The organism is Streptomyces sp. NPDC047061 (assembly GCF_040643955.1).
In the GTDB taxonomy this organism is placed as follows: Bacteria; Actinomycetota; Actinomycetes; order Streptomycetales; family Streptomycetaceae; genus Streptomyces.
Genome location: NZ_JBEYVI010000009.1, coordinates 1 through 13,270 on the forward strand (window position 1 = coordinate 1; position 13,270 = coordinate 13,270).

Annotated in this window: 11 protein-coding genes and 1 tRNA gene; 3 read left to right on the plus strand and 9 right to left on the minus strand. The window is 73.5% G+C overall.

The annotated features are described in order from the left end of the window. Window positions 1-94: 94 nt before the first annotated feature. Window positions 95-1,048: a D-2-hydroxyacid dehydrogenase gene (locus ABZ887_RS15720; protein WP_361288693.1), complete on the minus strand. Its 954-nt coding sequence runs from the start codon at window positions 1,046-1,048 to the stop codon at window positions 95-97. A gap of 229 nt (window positions 1,049-1,277) precedes the next feature. Between ABZ887_RS15720 and ABZ887_RS15725 the strand changes: the two genes are divergently transcribed. Next, entirely contained in the window at window positions 1,278-1,979 is a 702-nt protein-coding gene (locus tag ABZ887_RS15725) for a decarboxylase (RefSeq protein ID WP_361288696.1), read from the plus strand. 211 nt (window positions 1,980-2,190) lie between these two features. Beyond that, window positions 2,191-3,288: an LLM class flavin-dependent oxidoreductase gene (locus ABZ887_RS15730; RefSeq protein WP_361288699.1), complete on the plus strand. Its 1,098-nt coding sequence runs from the start codon at window positions 2,191-2,193 to the stop codon at window positions 3,286-3,288. Here ABZ887_RS15730 and ABZ887_RS15735 read toward each other — a convergent pair. After that, window positions 3,258-5,099: an EAL domain-containing protein gene (locus ABZ887_RS15735; RefSeq protein WP_361288702.1), complete on the minus strand. Its 1,842-nt coding sequence runs from the start codon at window positions 5,097-5,099 to the stop codon at window positions 3,258-3,260. The two genes, ABZ887_RS15730 and ABZ887_RS15735, sit on opposite strands and share 31 nt — an antisense overlap. 372 nt (window positions 5,100-5,471) lie before the next feature. Between ABZ887_RS15735 and ABZ887_RS15740 the strand changes: the two genes are divergently transcribed. Next, window positions 5,472-6,692 carry a M6 family metalloprotease domain-containing protein gene (locus ABZ887_RS15740; protein WP_361289296.1) on the plus strand — a complete coding sequence of 407 codons (1,221 nt, stop codon included), beginning with the start codon at window positions 5,472-5,474 and terminating at the stop codon, window positions 6,690-6,692. Window positions 6,693-6,760: 68 nt separating this feature from the next. Here ABZ887_RS15740 and ABZ887_RS15745 read toward each other — a convergent pair. The 7 genes from ABZ887_RS15745 to ABZ887_RS15775 form a co-directional block, all read right to left on the minus strand. After that, window positions 6,761-6,834 (minus strand) — tRNA-Lys (locus ABZ887_RS15745). Beyond that, window positions 6,825-7,424, minus strand: a complete 600-nt coding sequence (locus ABZ887_RS15750; protein WP_361288705.1) for a bifunctional DNA primase/polymerase — start codon at window positions 7,422-7,424, stop codon at window positions 6,825-6,827. The genes ABZ887_RS15745 and ABZ887_RS15750 overlap by 10 nt, the downstream gene beginning before the upstream one ends. Window positions 7,425-7,529: 105 nt before the next feature. After that, entirely contained in the window at window positions 7,530-7,892 is a 363-nt protein-coding gene (locus ABZ887_RS15755) for a hypothetical protein (protein ID WP_089105145.1), read from the minus strand. 235 nt (window positions 7,893-8,127) lie between these two features. Further along, window positions 8,128-9,465 carry an AAA family ATPase gene (locus tag ABZ887_RS15760; protein WP_361288708.1) on the minus strand — a complete coding sequence of 446 codons (1,338 nt, stop codon included), beginning with the start codon at window positions 9,463-9,465 and terminating at the stop codon, window positions 8,128-8,130. After that, window positions 9,462-11,051, minus strand: a complete 1,590-nt coding sequence (locus ABZ887_RS15765) for a hypothetical protein (protein ID WP_361288711.1) — start codon at window positions 11,049-11,051, stop codon at window positions 9,462-9,464. Before ABZ887_RS15765 ends, ABZ887_RS15760 begins: the two co-directional genes overlap by 4 nt. Further along, complete coding sequence (locus tag ABZ887_RS15770; protein ID WP_361289299.1) at window positions 11,042-12,226, minus strand: hypothetical protein; 1,185 nt, start codon at window positions 12,224-12,226, stop codon at window positions 11,042-11,044. The genes ABZ887_RS15765 and ABZ887_RS15770 overlap by 10 nt, the downstream gene beginning before the upstream one ends. Next, window positions 12,156-13,109, minus strand: a complete 954-nt coding sequence (locus ABZ887_RS15775; RefSeq protein ID WP_361288714.1) for a phosphatase PAP2 family protein — start codon at window positions 13,107-13,109, stop codon at window positions 12,156-12,158. Before ABZ887_RS15775 ends, ABZ887_RS15770 begins: the two co-directional genes overlap by 71 nt. Window positions 13,110-13,270: the final 161 nt, after the last annotated feature.

Sequence of the window (13,270 nt, forward strand, 5' to 3'; positions counted from 1 at the left end):
CGCGGTCGACCAGGACACCCAACACCGTTCGGGGCGTCCGGCTGAGCATGAGTTCTGGCAACAGGACTCACTCCCGCTCAGTCTCTAGGAACGGTCAGTGACCGGGCACGTATCCGCGCTTCTTGTCGACCACGTTCAGCAGGGACCTGCCCGCCGCCCACCGCTCGTACAACTCCACGAACTGGGTGCCCAGTTCGTCCCGCCGGCCGACCGTGTCCCCGCTCATGTGCGGGGAGAGGACCAGGCCCGGCACATCCCACAACGGGCTGTCGGCGGGCAGCGGCTCGGTCGCGAGGACGTCCAGGGCCGCGGCCGCGATCCAGCGCCTGGTCAGCGCCCGGACCAGGGCCTCCTCGTCGACCAGCCGGCCCCGGCCGACGTTGATGAAGCAGGCCGACGGCTGCATCACGCCGAAGCGGTGCGCGTCGAACATGCCGTACGTCTGCTCGGTCAGCGGGGCGGCCGCGATCACCCAGTCCGCGCGGGACATCAGCCGGTCCAGGTCGTCCGGGCCGTGGATACCGGTGCGCGGGACGCGGCCGACCAGGGCCGTGGTGACGCCGAGCGCCTTGAGGGTACGGACGATCGCCCGGCCGACCGGCCCGGAGCCGACCACGCACGCGCGCGTGCCGGCGACCCGGCGCGCCTCGCGGTGCCGCCAGGTCCGCTCCCGCTGGAGGTCGAGGGTCCGCGGCAGGTCCTTGGCGATGGCCAGCACCAGCGCGGCCACGTACTCGGCGATCGGCGCGTCGAAGACCCCGCGCGCGTTGGTGACGACCGTGTCGGACGCGGCCAGCTCCGGGCACATCAGATGGTCGACGCCCGCGCTCGCCGTGTGCACCCAGCGCGGCCGCCGCCCCTCGCCCGGCCAGGCCTCGCGGACGGCCTGCGAGGTGAAGTCCCAGACCAGGAGCACGTCGGCGGTCGGCAGCCGGGCCGCCAGGCCCGCCGCGTCCGTGTGCACGATCCGGGCGCGGCCGGTGAGCCGGCCCAGCCGCGGCGGCGGGTCGGCGTCGAGGACCAGCAGGGTGGGCACGGGCGGTGTCATTCGGGGTGGTCTCCCGGATCCGACAGCGTCTGACAAGGGCGGACGGAACATCTCAGAGGCACGGATCGACCACGCTGGCACCCGAACCCACCTTCGTCAACACGGGTGTGTCCGGTACGGCATCGGCGCCCCGGGCGGCCGTTGGGCCTTATCGGGCACTGGTCAATAAGATGGACATACTTACGAATGACTGGCCCGCACTGCCGGAAGAACAGCAGGAAGGGTGGACATGACAGCGCTCGGACTCCTCTACCCGGGGCACTTCGCGGAGGACGACTACCCCCGTATCGAGCAGCTCCTCGGCAGCGACATCCGGGTGGACGTCGTCCACGTCGACCCCGGCGGGACGGAGGCCGGGGAACGGCTGGCGGCCCGGGTGGCGGAGCTGCGGCTCGCGGGTGCGGACGCGGTGGTGTGGGCGTGCACCGGCGGCAGCCTCGGGTACGACTGGGAGGGCGCCCAGCAGCAGGTCCGCGCGCTCGCCAGGGCGGCCGGCCTGCCGGCGTCGGCCACGTCCTTCGGGTTCGTGCACGCGGCGCGGGAGCTCGGGGTACGGCGGGTGGCGGTGGGCGCGACCTGCCCCGACGACGTGGCGGCCCTCTTCGCCGACTTCCTGCGGGCCGGGGGCCTGGAGGTGACCGGCGTGCGGTCCTCGGGGGGTGTCACGGCGGCGGAGGCGGGGACGTGGGGGGAGGAGGAGGTCCTCACCCTCGCGCGGGCCGCCGACGTCTCCGGTGCGGAGGCGGTGCTCCTTCCGGACACGGCACTGCACACGGCGGCGCACCTGTCCCTGCTGGAGAGGGCGCTGTCGAAGCCGGTGCTCACGGCGAACCAGGTGACGGTCTGGGAGGGCCTCCGCCTGGCCGACCGCCGCGTGAACGCCCCGGCACTGGGCACGCTGTTCTCCCGCGAACCCCTCGTCCAGGCCTGAAAGCCCTCGCCCACCCACCACCCGACTCGGTAGCTGCGTAGCTGCGGGCAATCGTGCCGCTGGGGCGGCACGGGTGGGCGCAGCGGCACCCGGCCAGTGCCGGTAAGCGTCCCCACCCCCCGCCCCGGCCCACCCGCACGGAATAAACGGAGACCTCCTCCTGTTACCTCCTCCTACAAGCTCACGGCCGTGAAATCAGGAGGCTCTCACCGTGTCGGCAGACGAGATCCGGGGCACTACGCACGGGACCGCCCCCGTCCCCCTCTCCGTACTGGACCTGGTGACCGTCGGCACCGGCAGTACCGCCACCGACGCCCTGCGCACCAGCGCCGCGCTCGCGAAGCTCACCGAGGCGCGCGGGTTCCACCGGTACTGGGTCGCCGAGCACCACTCGATGCCGGGCGTGGCCTCCTCCTCGCCCGCCGTCATCCTCGCCAACCTCGCCGCCCACACGGACCGGATCCGGCTCGGGTCGGGCGGCGTCATGCTGCCCAACCACGCCCCGCTCGTGATCGCGGAGCAGTTCGGCACGCTGGAGGCGCTGGCTCCCGGGCGGGTCGACCTCGGCCTCGGCCGGGCGCCGGGGACCGACGGGGCGACCGCGGCCGCCCTGCGCCGTACCCAGACCCTCAACGAGGGCGCCGACGACTTCCCGCAGCAGCTCGCCGAGCTGACCCGGTTCCTGGACGACGACTTCCCGGACGGGCACCCGTACCGGCGGATCCACGCCATCCCCGGGCCGGTCCAGAGCACCGCCGCCGGCGGTGTGCAGTCGCCGCACCGGCCGCCGGTCTGGCTGCTCGGCTCCTCCGGGTTCAGCGCCCGGCTCGCCGGCATGCTCGGGCTGCCGTTCGCCTTCGCGCACCACTTCTCCGCGCAGAACACCGTCCCGGCCCTCGACCTGTACCGGGAGTCCTTCAGTCCGTCCGCCGTGCTCGACGAGCCCTATGCCCTCATCGGTGTCTCCGTGCTGGCGACCGACGAGGAGCGTGAGGCGCGGCGGCAGGTGCGGGCCGGTGCGGTGAACATGCTGCGGCTGCGCACCGGGCGGCCCGGTCTGTTCCCCGACCCCGACGACGTCGAGCAGCACGAGTTCTCCCCGATGGAGGAGGAGTTCGTGCACTCCTGGACCGCCAACATCGTGCACGGCACCGCCGACGAGGTCCGCGCCGGCCTCGACGACCTGCAGAAGCGCACCGGCGCCGACGAGCTGATGCTCACCACGCACGCCCACCGCGGCGAGCTGCGCCTGCGCTCCTACGAACTGGTCGCCGACGCCTACGGCTTGCCGACCGGGGTGTCCGCGTAGGTCCGGGTGTCCAGCAGCTCGGAGATACGATCCGGCGTCACCGGCCGGGAGTAGAGCCACCCCTGGCCGGTGTCGCAGCCGATGTGGCGCAGCCGGGAGGCCTGCGCCGAGGTCTCGACGCACTCGGCGGTGACAGTGAGGCCGAGGCGGTGGGCGAGCTGGATCATCGCCTCGACCACGACCTCGTCGGCCGGGTTCGGGCGGTCGCCCGGGTCGTCGTACTGGAAGCCCCGGACGAAGGAGCCGTCCAGTTTGAGGACCGAGACCGGGAGCCGGCTGAGGTAGGCGAGGTTCGAGTAGCCGGTGCCGAAGTCGTCGATGGCGATGCGGACGCCCATGTCGCTGAGGGCCTGGAGGGCCTGCAGCGGGCGGCCGGCCGAGCCCATGACGGCCGACTCCGTGAGCTCCAGCTGGAGCAGGTGCGGGGCCAGGCCCGTCTCCGCCAGGGTCTCGGCCACGTCCGCGACCAGGTCGGAGTCCCAGACCTGGCGGACGGCCACGTTCACGCTGACGAAGATCGGCGGCTCGCCGGGGTGGTCCAGCTGCCAGCGGCGGGCCTGCCGGCAGGCGGTGGTCAGGGCCCAGCGGCCGAGCGGGACGATCGAGCCGTCCTCCTCCGCCAGTCCGATGAACCGATTCGGCGTTAGTGTGCCGAACTGCGGATGGTGCCAGCGGACCAGGGCCTCGACACCGCTGAGCCGGCCGTCCTCCATACCCACCAGCGGCTGGTACTCGAGCACGAACTCGCCGCGTTCGATGGCCGGGCGGAGGGTGGAGGAGAGCGCCTGCCGGGTCACCAGGTGGGCGTTGCGCTCCGGGTCGAAGAGCGTCCAGCGGGACTTGCCGTCGGCCTTGGCCCAGTAGAGCGTCGTGTCGGCGGCCTGCATGAGACCGGTGGCGGTGGTGCCGGCGGCATGCCGCTCGACGACCCCGATCGACGCCGACAGCGACAGCCGCTGGCCGGCCAGGTCGAACGGCGCCTGGAGGGCCGCGAGGGCGGACTCGGCGAGGTCGGCCAGCTGTTCGGTGCCCGTCGAGTCCTCGACCAGCAGGGCGAACTCGTCCCCGCCGAGCCGGGCCACCAGCGGGGCGCCGGTCCGCGCGAAGCCGGCCTCGTCGGAGACCCGGGTCAGCCGTTCGGCGACGGCGGCCAGCAGGCGGTCGCCGACCCGGTGGCCGAGGGTGTCGTTGACCGCCTTGAAGCCGTCGAGGTCCAGGTAGCACAGGCCGATCCGGCCGGTGCCGCTCTGCTCGTACGACTCCGCCTCCAGCGCGGCCGACAGCCGCTCGAAGAACAGCGTGCGGTTGGGCAGCCGGGTCACCGGGTCGTGCATCTGCAAGTGCCGCAGCCGGGCCTGGAGTTCGCGGCGCTCGCTGATGTCGGAGACCGAGATCAGCACCCCGGGCGCCGTCTTGTCCAGCGGGGAGATGGTCACCTGGACCCACACCGAGTGCCCGTCGGGGTGCTTCAGGCGGCGGGTGCAGCGCAGCTTGGCCTGCCGGCCGCGCAGTACCTCGCGGTAGGCGTGCCAGGTACGGGCGTCGGAGGCCAGGTCCACCAGGTCCGCGGCGACCCGCCCGGGCAGCCCGGCCGGATCGGCGCCGATCAGCGTGGCGAACGCCTCGTTGGCGGTGGTGACATGCCCTTCGCGGTCCACGACGGCCATGGGCAGCGTGGCGGACGCGAAGGCGTACTCGTAGGTCTTCGGTTCTGTCTTCTCGTACGACTTCCGGTAGGTCTTGTCACTCTCTGTGACGGCGGACCGGTCGAGGTCTGCCGCGGGCGTCGGCCCTTCGGACGTTCCGCTCACCGCTCGCTCCCGCAGTGCACTCGATCTCTGTCCGTGCAGGAAAGTGTGCCGATCATAGATGCTGGCCCGAGGGCCTTCCAGCCACTGTCCAGTGTCCACGATGAACCGGCGGTTCTGACAGATCGTTTCTGCCCGCACCTGGACGGGTTCTTGGGCCGCCCGACCGCTTGTGACGTTCCGTGAGTGACTCGGGGTGTCGGCCGTTCGGGTCTGCGCGTGGTGAGCAGGGGGTTCCTCACCCTTCTGGTGCAGATAAACAGGTCATATGGTCACAAAGTCACACAGGCTGGGTGCGGTGTCCCGCGAACCGCCCCCGGAGGTCCTTCCGTGTCGCGTCTCCTGCTGCGCAGCTCCGCCGCCGTGTTCACCACGATGTCGGCGCTCGTCGCAACGACGATCCTGACCGGGCCGTCGGCCGCCGAGCCGTTCTCCACGGCCCCCTGCGCCCTGCACCGCACCGACGCGCACCACTCCGAGGGCGTCGACACCTGGAACGCCGACTACACCCGCCCCACCCACCCGCTCTCGGCCGTGATGGTGTTCCTCTCCTTCCCGGACGCCGCCCCGCAGACCACGACCGCGGAGCTCGCCGCCGACCACTTCCCGGCCACCAGCCGCTACTACGAGCAGGCCTCCTACGGGAAGTTCACCATCCGCCCGCACCCGCTGGCCCACTGGCTGCGGATGCCCCGGCCCTCGGTCGCCTACGGCATAAGGCGCGACTGGAGCGTCACGCTGCGGGCCGCCTACCTGCGGGACGCGTTCGCGGCGGCCGATCCCGAGGTCGACTTCTCGCGCTACGACGTCGTGTACTTCGTCGCCGACCCGGACGCGCCCGGCGTCGACTCCGACGCCACGAAGGTGGTCAACCTCGACACCCCGGTGCACGTGGACGGCACCGACGTCCGCCGGGTCGTCACCGTCTTCGAGAAGCACCCGCCGGACCGGCTGGTTCTCGCCCATGAGACCGGACACGTCTTCGACCTCCCCGACCTCTACCACCGCCCGGTCGACGGCAAGGGCGACTGGGACACGTACGTCGGCGACTGGGATCTGATGGGCAGCCAGTTCGGGCTGTCGCCGGACTTCTTCGCCTGGCACAAGTGGAAGCTCGGATGGCTGGATCCGCGCCAGGTGGTGTGCGTCCGGGGGGCCGGGCCGACCCGGCTGACCCTGGAGCCGCTGTCCGCCGGGCCGGGGGTGCCGGCGCAGGGTGCCGCGGGCGCCCCGGCCTTCGGGTTCGGCGACGGCACCAAGCTGGCGGTGGTGCGCACCGGGCCCGACACCGTGCTGGCCTTCGAGGCGCGCGGTGCGTCCGGCAACGACAGCGCGGCCTGCCGGCAGGGCATCCTCGTCTACCGGGTCCGCGACGAGACGGCCTCCGGCAGTGGCCCGATCGAGGTGGTCGACGCCCATCCGCGCACCGAGGCCTGCTGGGAGAACTCGGTCTACCCGCCGCTGGCCGACGCCCCGGTCGCCCTCGGCGAGAGCTTCACCGTGCCGGTGGACGGCGTGCAGGTGGCGGTGGAGGGGCGGACGGCGTCCGGCGCCTGGAACGTGCGGATCACGCCGGGAACCCCGGCCGAATCCTGACGGAGGCACCGCCGACGGAAAGGCGAGAGGCCAAGCTCACAGGAGCTTGGCCTCTCGCCTACTTCGCGTGCGCCGCCAGGGACTCGAACCCCGGACCCGCTGATTAAGAGTCAGCTGCTCTAACCAACTGAGCTAGCGGCGCCTGCTGACGTCGTAGACCTTAGCATCCTGATCGGCGGGAGGAAAAATCGATATCCGCACGGTCGAGCGGGCCGCGCGGACGGCCGCCCAGAGCAGGATTTCCGGGCCGGGGAGCCATGGGTGCCGGGTGTCCGGGGCGACCAGCCAGCGGACGCCGGCCGGGGCGGGGGAGGGGTCGGCGCCCGGCGCCGGGACGGTCACCGCGTCGCCGGTGCCGTGGCACAGCAGCGGCGGTACGGCCTGGCCGCGGCCGCCCCACTCCTCCCAGCCCAGCAGCGACGGCAGTCGGGCGGCGGTGCCGGGGGCGGCGAACAGGAGCATCCGGCCCCGGAACACCGCGACCGGCCCGGACCCCGGCCCCTCGTCCCACAGTCGGTCCAGCATGCGGCGGCCGAACAGCGCCGGGGCGTTCACCACGTCGAAGGCGGTCCCGCAGGGCAGGACGACCGGGGCGTCCGGCCGCTCCTCCCAGAGCGCGAGCGTGCTCCGCGGATACGTTCCTGCCGAGGCCAGCCAGGCGGCTCCGTCGGAGGTGGCCGCGGCCGCGTCGCCCGGACCGCCGGGGAAGGTCTCGTACGGTGTGCTGCTCATGGGGAATTGATACCCCGGGTGAGCACCCGCTCTCCCTGAGTTGCGGGAAACCGGGACGGGACGGGGCGGAGGGGCGTATCTTGCCCGCCCGGCATATGCCATGTGCTAGATCTGCTCGGGCCCCTGGCCTTCCCTCCCCGTCAGCAGATCCCGGCCGAACTCGACCATCTTCTTCGCGTAGTCCTCGGTCCACCCGGCCCGCTCGGCGATGTCCGCCGGGGTCAGACGGTCGAAGCGGCGCGGGTCGGCGAGCTGGGCGGCGGCCATGGCCTGGAACTCCACCGCCCGGTCGGTGGCCACCCGGAACGCCTGGGTCAGCTCCGTGGCACGGGCCAGCAGCACCCCGGGGTCGTCGACCGACTCCAGGCCGAAGAAGTGCTCCGGGTCGGCGACCGCTTCCACAGGCTCGAAGAGCAGGGGCGCGGGGCGTAGCCGCGGTTCGTTCCGACGCGGCGTGGGCTCCGCCATGTCTGGTCCTCCTCGTACGGTGTCGATGACTGAGGTCCGAAGACCACCGTCCATTCTCCCGCGCCCGCGCAAGGGGACCCTAAGGCCGATGGCTGACTCTGTGCTCGGCCAGGTGTGCCAGTACCGCATGGTTGCCTCCCCGCGGCGCCGTCGGGGCTGGTCGCGCAGTTCCCCGCGCCCCTACGGGGCGCTTTCACCGCCTCCGGCGGGTGGGGAGCGCTGATCCCGGTGTCTGTCAGGGGCGCCACGTCACCCGGTGTTCGGCCAGGTGTGCCAGCACCGCGTGGTTCGCCTCCCAGCCGTCCGGGAACTTCACGAGGGTTCCCAGCTGGACCGGTTCTGTCGACGGGTAGTCGTCCAGGAGGTCGGTCACGCCGGCGCGGCAGATCACGATGCAGGCGTGGCGGTGGCGGGAGGCGAGGACGCAGAGGCGGCCCGTCTCCAGGTGGAAGGCGGTGGCGTCGGGGCGGCCGGAGAGCGGGTGCAGGACGACCGTCACGTCGTACTCACGGCCCTGGAGTCGGTTCGCCGTGTCGACGGTGACCTCGGGCACGCCCAGCTCCGCCAGGGCCGCGCGGACGGCCGCCGCCTGGTCGCGGTGGGCGGTGCCGACGGCGATCCGGTCGGCGGTGAGGGGGGCGGGGTCGGGGGAGCGCTCCGAGAGGGCCGCGCCGCCGCGGTCGAGGAGGCGTCGTACCACCGTCGCCACCGCCCGGACCGCCTCCGGGTCGGTGCGCGGGGTGTGCCGGGCGGGGAGCTCCAGCAGGCCCCAGCCGGACTCCGCCGCCTCGTCGATCACCCGGTCGGGGCCTGAGCCGTCGGAGGGGACGGCGAAGGTGAGGCGGCGGTCGTCGTGGCCGGTGCCGCTGCGGAAGGGCGTGTAGGGGTAGAACGCGCCGGAGACCAGCGGGGCCGCGGAGGCCGGCAGCCGCCAGGAGACCGGGAGGCGGTGCTGGGGCAGGCCCGGGTTGTGGGCCAGGAGCGTGGAGACCGCGGAGGCCGACGGGTCGTACGACAGGCCCGCCCACTGCTCGCTGCCCACGATCGCGAACGGGTCCAGCTGGCCGGGGTCGCCCACGAACAGCGCCCGTTCGAACAGGCCGGCCACGGCGAGCAGCGAGTCCGAGCGCATCTGGTACGCCTCGTCGACGATCGCGTGCCGCCAGGGCTCGTCCACCTTCACGTGCGCCCACTTCGCCGCGGTGGAGAGCACGACCTGCGCCTCCCTGAGGTCGGCCGCCTTCGCCGACTTGCGCACGCTCGGCAGGTCGTCCAGCGCCTTGTCGTACGGGTCGGCGTCACTGCTGTGGAGGCGGCCGACGGGCAGCTCCGGGTTCTTCTCGGCGAGCCGCAGGACCAGGTCGTCGACCTGGGCGTTCGTCTGCGCGACCACCATCAGCGGGCGCCCGGCGTCCGCGAGTTCCAGCGCGGCGCGGACCACCAGCGTGGACTTGCCGGCGCCCGGCGGGGAGTCCACGACCACGCCCCGGTCGGTGCCGTGCAGGGTGTCGCGCAGGATCGCGGCCGTGGCCTGCGCGGCGGCCGTGCCGGGATCGAAGTCCGTGGTCGTCACAGGACGTCCTCCGCCGTCATGGTGTCGGCCGCCTCCGGTGCCGTCTCGCCCGGCGGGCCGCCGTGCGTCCACGGGGTGTCCTCCGGATCGGGCAGCTTGGCGCCGCCGCGCTGCTCGTGTTCGAACAGGGTGAAGACGAGCCGGTCGCCCTTCTCCGGCACGGAGCCCTCCTCCGGTTCCTTGCCACGGCCCATCTTGTCCAGGACGCGCAGCACCAGGACTCCCTCCGCCTCGTACCCGACGAACTCCACCGACTGCGGTTTGCCGCCCAGCGAGCGGTAGGCCTTGGCGCGCTCGCCCAGCTGCGGCCGGTCCTCCGTGCGCACGGTCACCAGCGGGCGCGGGCTGGGCCGCTTGCCCTCGCTGTACGCCATGACGACATCGAGGACCTCGCCCGCGAACGCCTCCCCGGACAGCCGCCGCCCCGCCATCACCAGCGGGTCGTCCAGTGCCTCCTGGGCGTCGAGGCGGGCCTGTTCGCGCTCGCGCGTGGCCAGCTTGTTGGCCGCGGTCACCGCGTCGTCGCGGCGCGGCTGCGGGGGCTCGCCGGCCAGCACCCGGTCGCGGTGACCGGTGAACGACCAGCGGTCGCGCGTCCACCGCTCCTCGGCCCTGGCGCCCTCCGGCAGCCCGCGCAGCAGGTCCAGGCCCTGCCAGACCGCGTCCCAGGTGGGCCGGGTACGGCTCTCGACCAGGGCGCGGATCTCCCGTTCGGCGGCGGTGAGGATGGCCAGCCGGTCGTCGGCCTGGAGGCCGTCCTCCGCCGCGGCGAGGGCGGTGCGGGCCCGGTCGTAGCGCTCGAAGGCGGGCGCCAGCAGCTTGTTGTCGAAGGCCGGGTCGGTGGCGGGACCGGCCGGCGGGCACAGCAACTGCCCGTCGCCGTCCCGCGCCAGCTCGGCCACCCGCGCGGCCGCCGCGCCCGTACTGCCCTCCGGCGGGGCGATCCAGGCGAGCAGCGCGCCCAGGTGCTGGTCCTCGATGCCGGACTGGCCGGTGGCCCAGTGCCGGGACAGCAGGTCCGTCGTGGCGAGGAGGAGGGAGGAGCCGGGGACGCGGGCGCGCTCCCCGAAGTGGGTGAGCCAGCGGCCGAGCAACGGCACCCGGGGCGGGGCCGGGTAGGGCGTCTCCGGGTCCTGCTCCGCCGTGCGCCGGAACCGCATCGACCGCCCCAGCAGCCGTACGTACTCGACGCCCGCGCGGCCCGGGACGATCAACTGGGGTGCGTCCGCGCACAGTTCGACCTCGACCTTGACCCGCTTGCCGGTCTCCGGGTCGGTCTCGGTGCGCTCGGCGGCCTCGACGCTGTCCGCGTAGGAGTCCAGGTACGGCAGGACCACGTCGGCGAGCTCGGCGAGGAACGCGAACCGCAGGTCCCGGTCGCGCGGCTGGGGTACGGCCAGCAGGCGCGGCGCGTCCCGGTCGGTGCCGACCAGGGCGCCGAGCGGGGCACCGGCCTCACCGGCGGTGGTCAGCGGCACGAACACCAGCGGGTGCTCGGAGAGGTGCCGGTGGCGGACGGTCGCGGCGGGCTGCGCGGTGCCCGTGCTCACCGCCTCGAGGCGGGCGAGGGTGGTGATCAGGGACACAAGGCCCCCTGCACGTCAGACCCCTGTGCGTCGGCCCCCTGCAGGTCGGCGCTCAGTGCCTCCGCCCGCAGGGCCGCCGCCCGGCGCAGGGCCGCGACGGCCGGGTCGGCCGGGTCGCCGCTCTCGCCGCGCGCCGCCGCCAGCACGTCCTCGACGGTGGACAGCCCGCCCAGCTCGGCGCGGGCCGCGCGGCCCAGCGCGGTCACCTCGTCGGCCGCGCGGGCGCGCTGCCGGCAGTGGAAGGCCAGTTCGCAGGCGGACAGGCACTCGGGCGCGTAGGTCGCGGGGACGGCGTCCACCGCGGCCGTGAGCTGCCCCGCCGGCAGGTCCGGGGCGAAACAGGTGCCCGCCGGGAGGGTGTCGGCGATGTCCTGGATGCGGGTGAGCCGGGCCAGCTGGCGGGCGGTGACCGCGCGCTGCTTGCGGACGTCCACGGCGGCGGCGGTCGGCAGGTTGGCGAAGTCCCTGGGGCAGACCAGGAGCACGTCGTGGCGGACCCGCGGGGCCGGGGTGAGCCGGGCTGCGACCTGCTCCAGGGCCAGCACGTACACCGCGGCCTGCCGGGCGGCCGCGCCGACCTTCGCCGGGTCGGCGGAACCGTCCAGCATCGGGAAGGACTTGATCTCCACGACCGTCCAGCTGCCGTCCGGGTGCACGACCACCGCGTCCGGCTCCAGGAACGCGGGGGAGCCGGCCACCTCCAGGGCCAGCATCGGATGGTCGAACAGCGCCCAGCCGCCGGCCTCCACGGCCTCGCGCAGCGCCAGCGCCGTACGGGCCGTACGCCCCTCGGGCCCGATCGCGGAGAGATCCGGCACGGCGGCCGGCTCGGCCGGCTCGGCGCCCGGGTCGAGGTGGGTGCGCACCAGCCGCAGCAACTCGGCGCCGCCGTCCGCCTTCACCTTCGCCTCGAAGGCGTTGCCCCGGGTCAGCGCGAACTGCGACTGGCCGAAGCCCGACGGCGAGCCGAGGGCGCCCGCCAGCGCGGTCTTGTCCACCCCGGCGCCGTCCAGGATCGCCCGCCGCCTGCACCCCGGGTTCGCGGCGAGCGCCGCGAGGGCACGCGCGTCGAGGGCCTTGGCCGGGACGTCGGGGCCGCGCAGCTCAGCGAGCCGGTGCCGGAGCGCCGTCCCCCGCGTCGGTGGGGGCGGCGTCCGGTTCGGCTGCGGCGGCAGGCCGGGACTCGCGCTGCGATGGAATTCGCTCACCCGCCGAAGTCTGGCATCCGGCACTGACAATCGGGGAGCCTGCGCCGCCGGAGCGCGCTGCGACGAGGGAGGCGCGCGGGGTGATCCGCACCCTGACGAGATCCGCGACCCGCATCACGTACGGCGCCAGCAGGTAGCCCACGCCCATCACGAACACGCCCGCGACCGCGTCCAGGAAGTAGTGGTTGGCGGTGCCCATCACGACGAGCACGGTCAGCACCGGGTAGGTCACACCGAGCACCTTGGTCAGGCGGTTGCCGCCGTGGCGCCAGAGCATCACCCCGCACCACAGCGCCCAGCCGCAGTGCAGGCTCGGCATCGCCGCGTACTGGTTGGTCATGCCGCCCAGGCCGCGCGGGGCGCTGGCGTCGCCGCCCCACCAGCCGTACGAGCTGTACTGGGCCATGGTGTCGACGAAGCCGTACTTCACGTCCAGCAGCCGGGGCGGGCAGGTGGGCAGCAGGGTGAAGCCGATCAGGCCGATGAACGTGGACGTCATCAGCCAGGTGCGGGCCCGCCGGTAGACCTCGGCGCGCTTGCGGAACAGGAAGACCAGGATCGCCGGGGTGACCAGGTAGTGCAGCGAGGCGTACCAGAAGTCCGCCGGTACGCCGAGCCATGCCTCCCGTGTGAAGAGGCGGTTGAGCGGGTGCTCGGCGTTGAGGTGCAGGGCCTTCTCGATGCGCAGGACCGCCAGGCCGTGGTCGACGGCGGTGCTGGTGTCCCCGCGGGCGAGCAGCCGGCCGGCCGTGTAGCAGCTGTACACCAGCAGGATCAGCGGCAGCTCGGTCCACCAGCGCAGCCGGGTTCGCGCAGCCACCTCGGTGCCTGGTTTCTCGGTCTGCGGCATCCGACTGCCTCCCCCTTCTCGTCCCTGTCCGCGCGTCGCCCGGAGAGCCGACCGTGACACTTTACGTTGCGCGCCTTCCCGCCCATGCGGTGCGCTCAGCACTCAAAGACGCGGAGAGCGCGCGCCGGGTTGCCCGCTCCCCGGCCCGTTCCCGGCGCGAT

Coding starts and splice junctions, on each gene's coding strand:
- ABZ887_RS15720 (WP_361288693.1), bottom strand. CDS start 1,048: ATGACACCGCCCGTGCCCACCCTGCTGGTCCTCGACGCCGACCCGCCG.
- ABZ887_RS15725 (WP_361288696.1), top strand. CDS start 1,278: ATGACAGCGCTCGGACTCCTCTACCCGGGGCACTTCGCGGAGGACGAC.
- ABZ887_RS15740 (WP_361289296.1), top strand. CDS start 5,472: ATGTCGGCGCTCGTCGCAACGACGATCCTGACCGGGCCGTCGGCCGCC.
- ABZ887_RS15750 (WP_361288705.1), bottom strand. CDS start 7,424: ATGAGCAGCACACCGTACGAGACCTTCCCCGGCGGTCCGGGCGACGCG.
- ABZ887_RS15755 (WP_089105145.1), bottom strand. CDS start 7,892: ATGGCGGAGCCCACGCCGCGTCGGAACGAACCGCGGCTACGCCCCGCG.
- ABZ887_RS15775 (WP_361288714.1), bottom strand. CDS start 13,109: ATGCCGCAGACCGAGAAACCAGGCACCGAGGTGGCTGCGCGAACCCGG.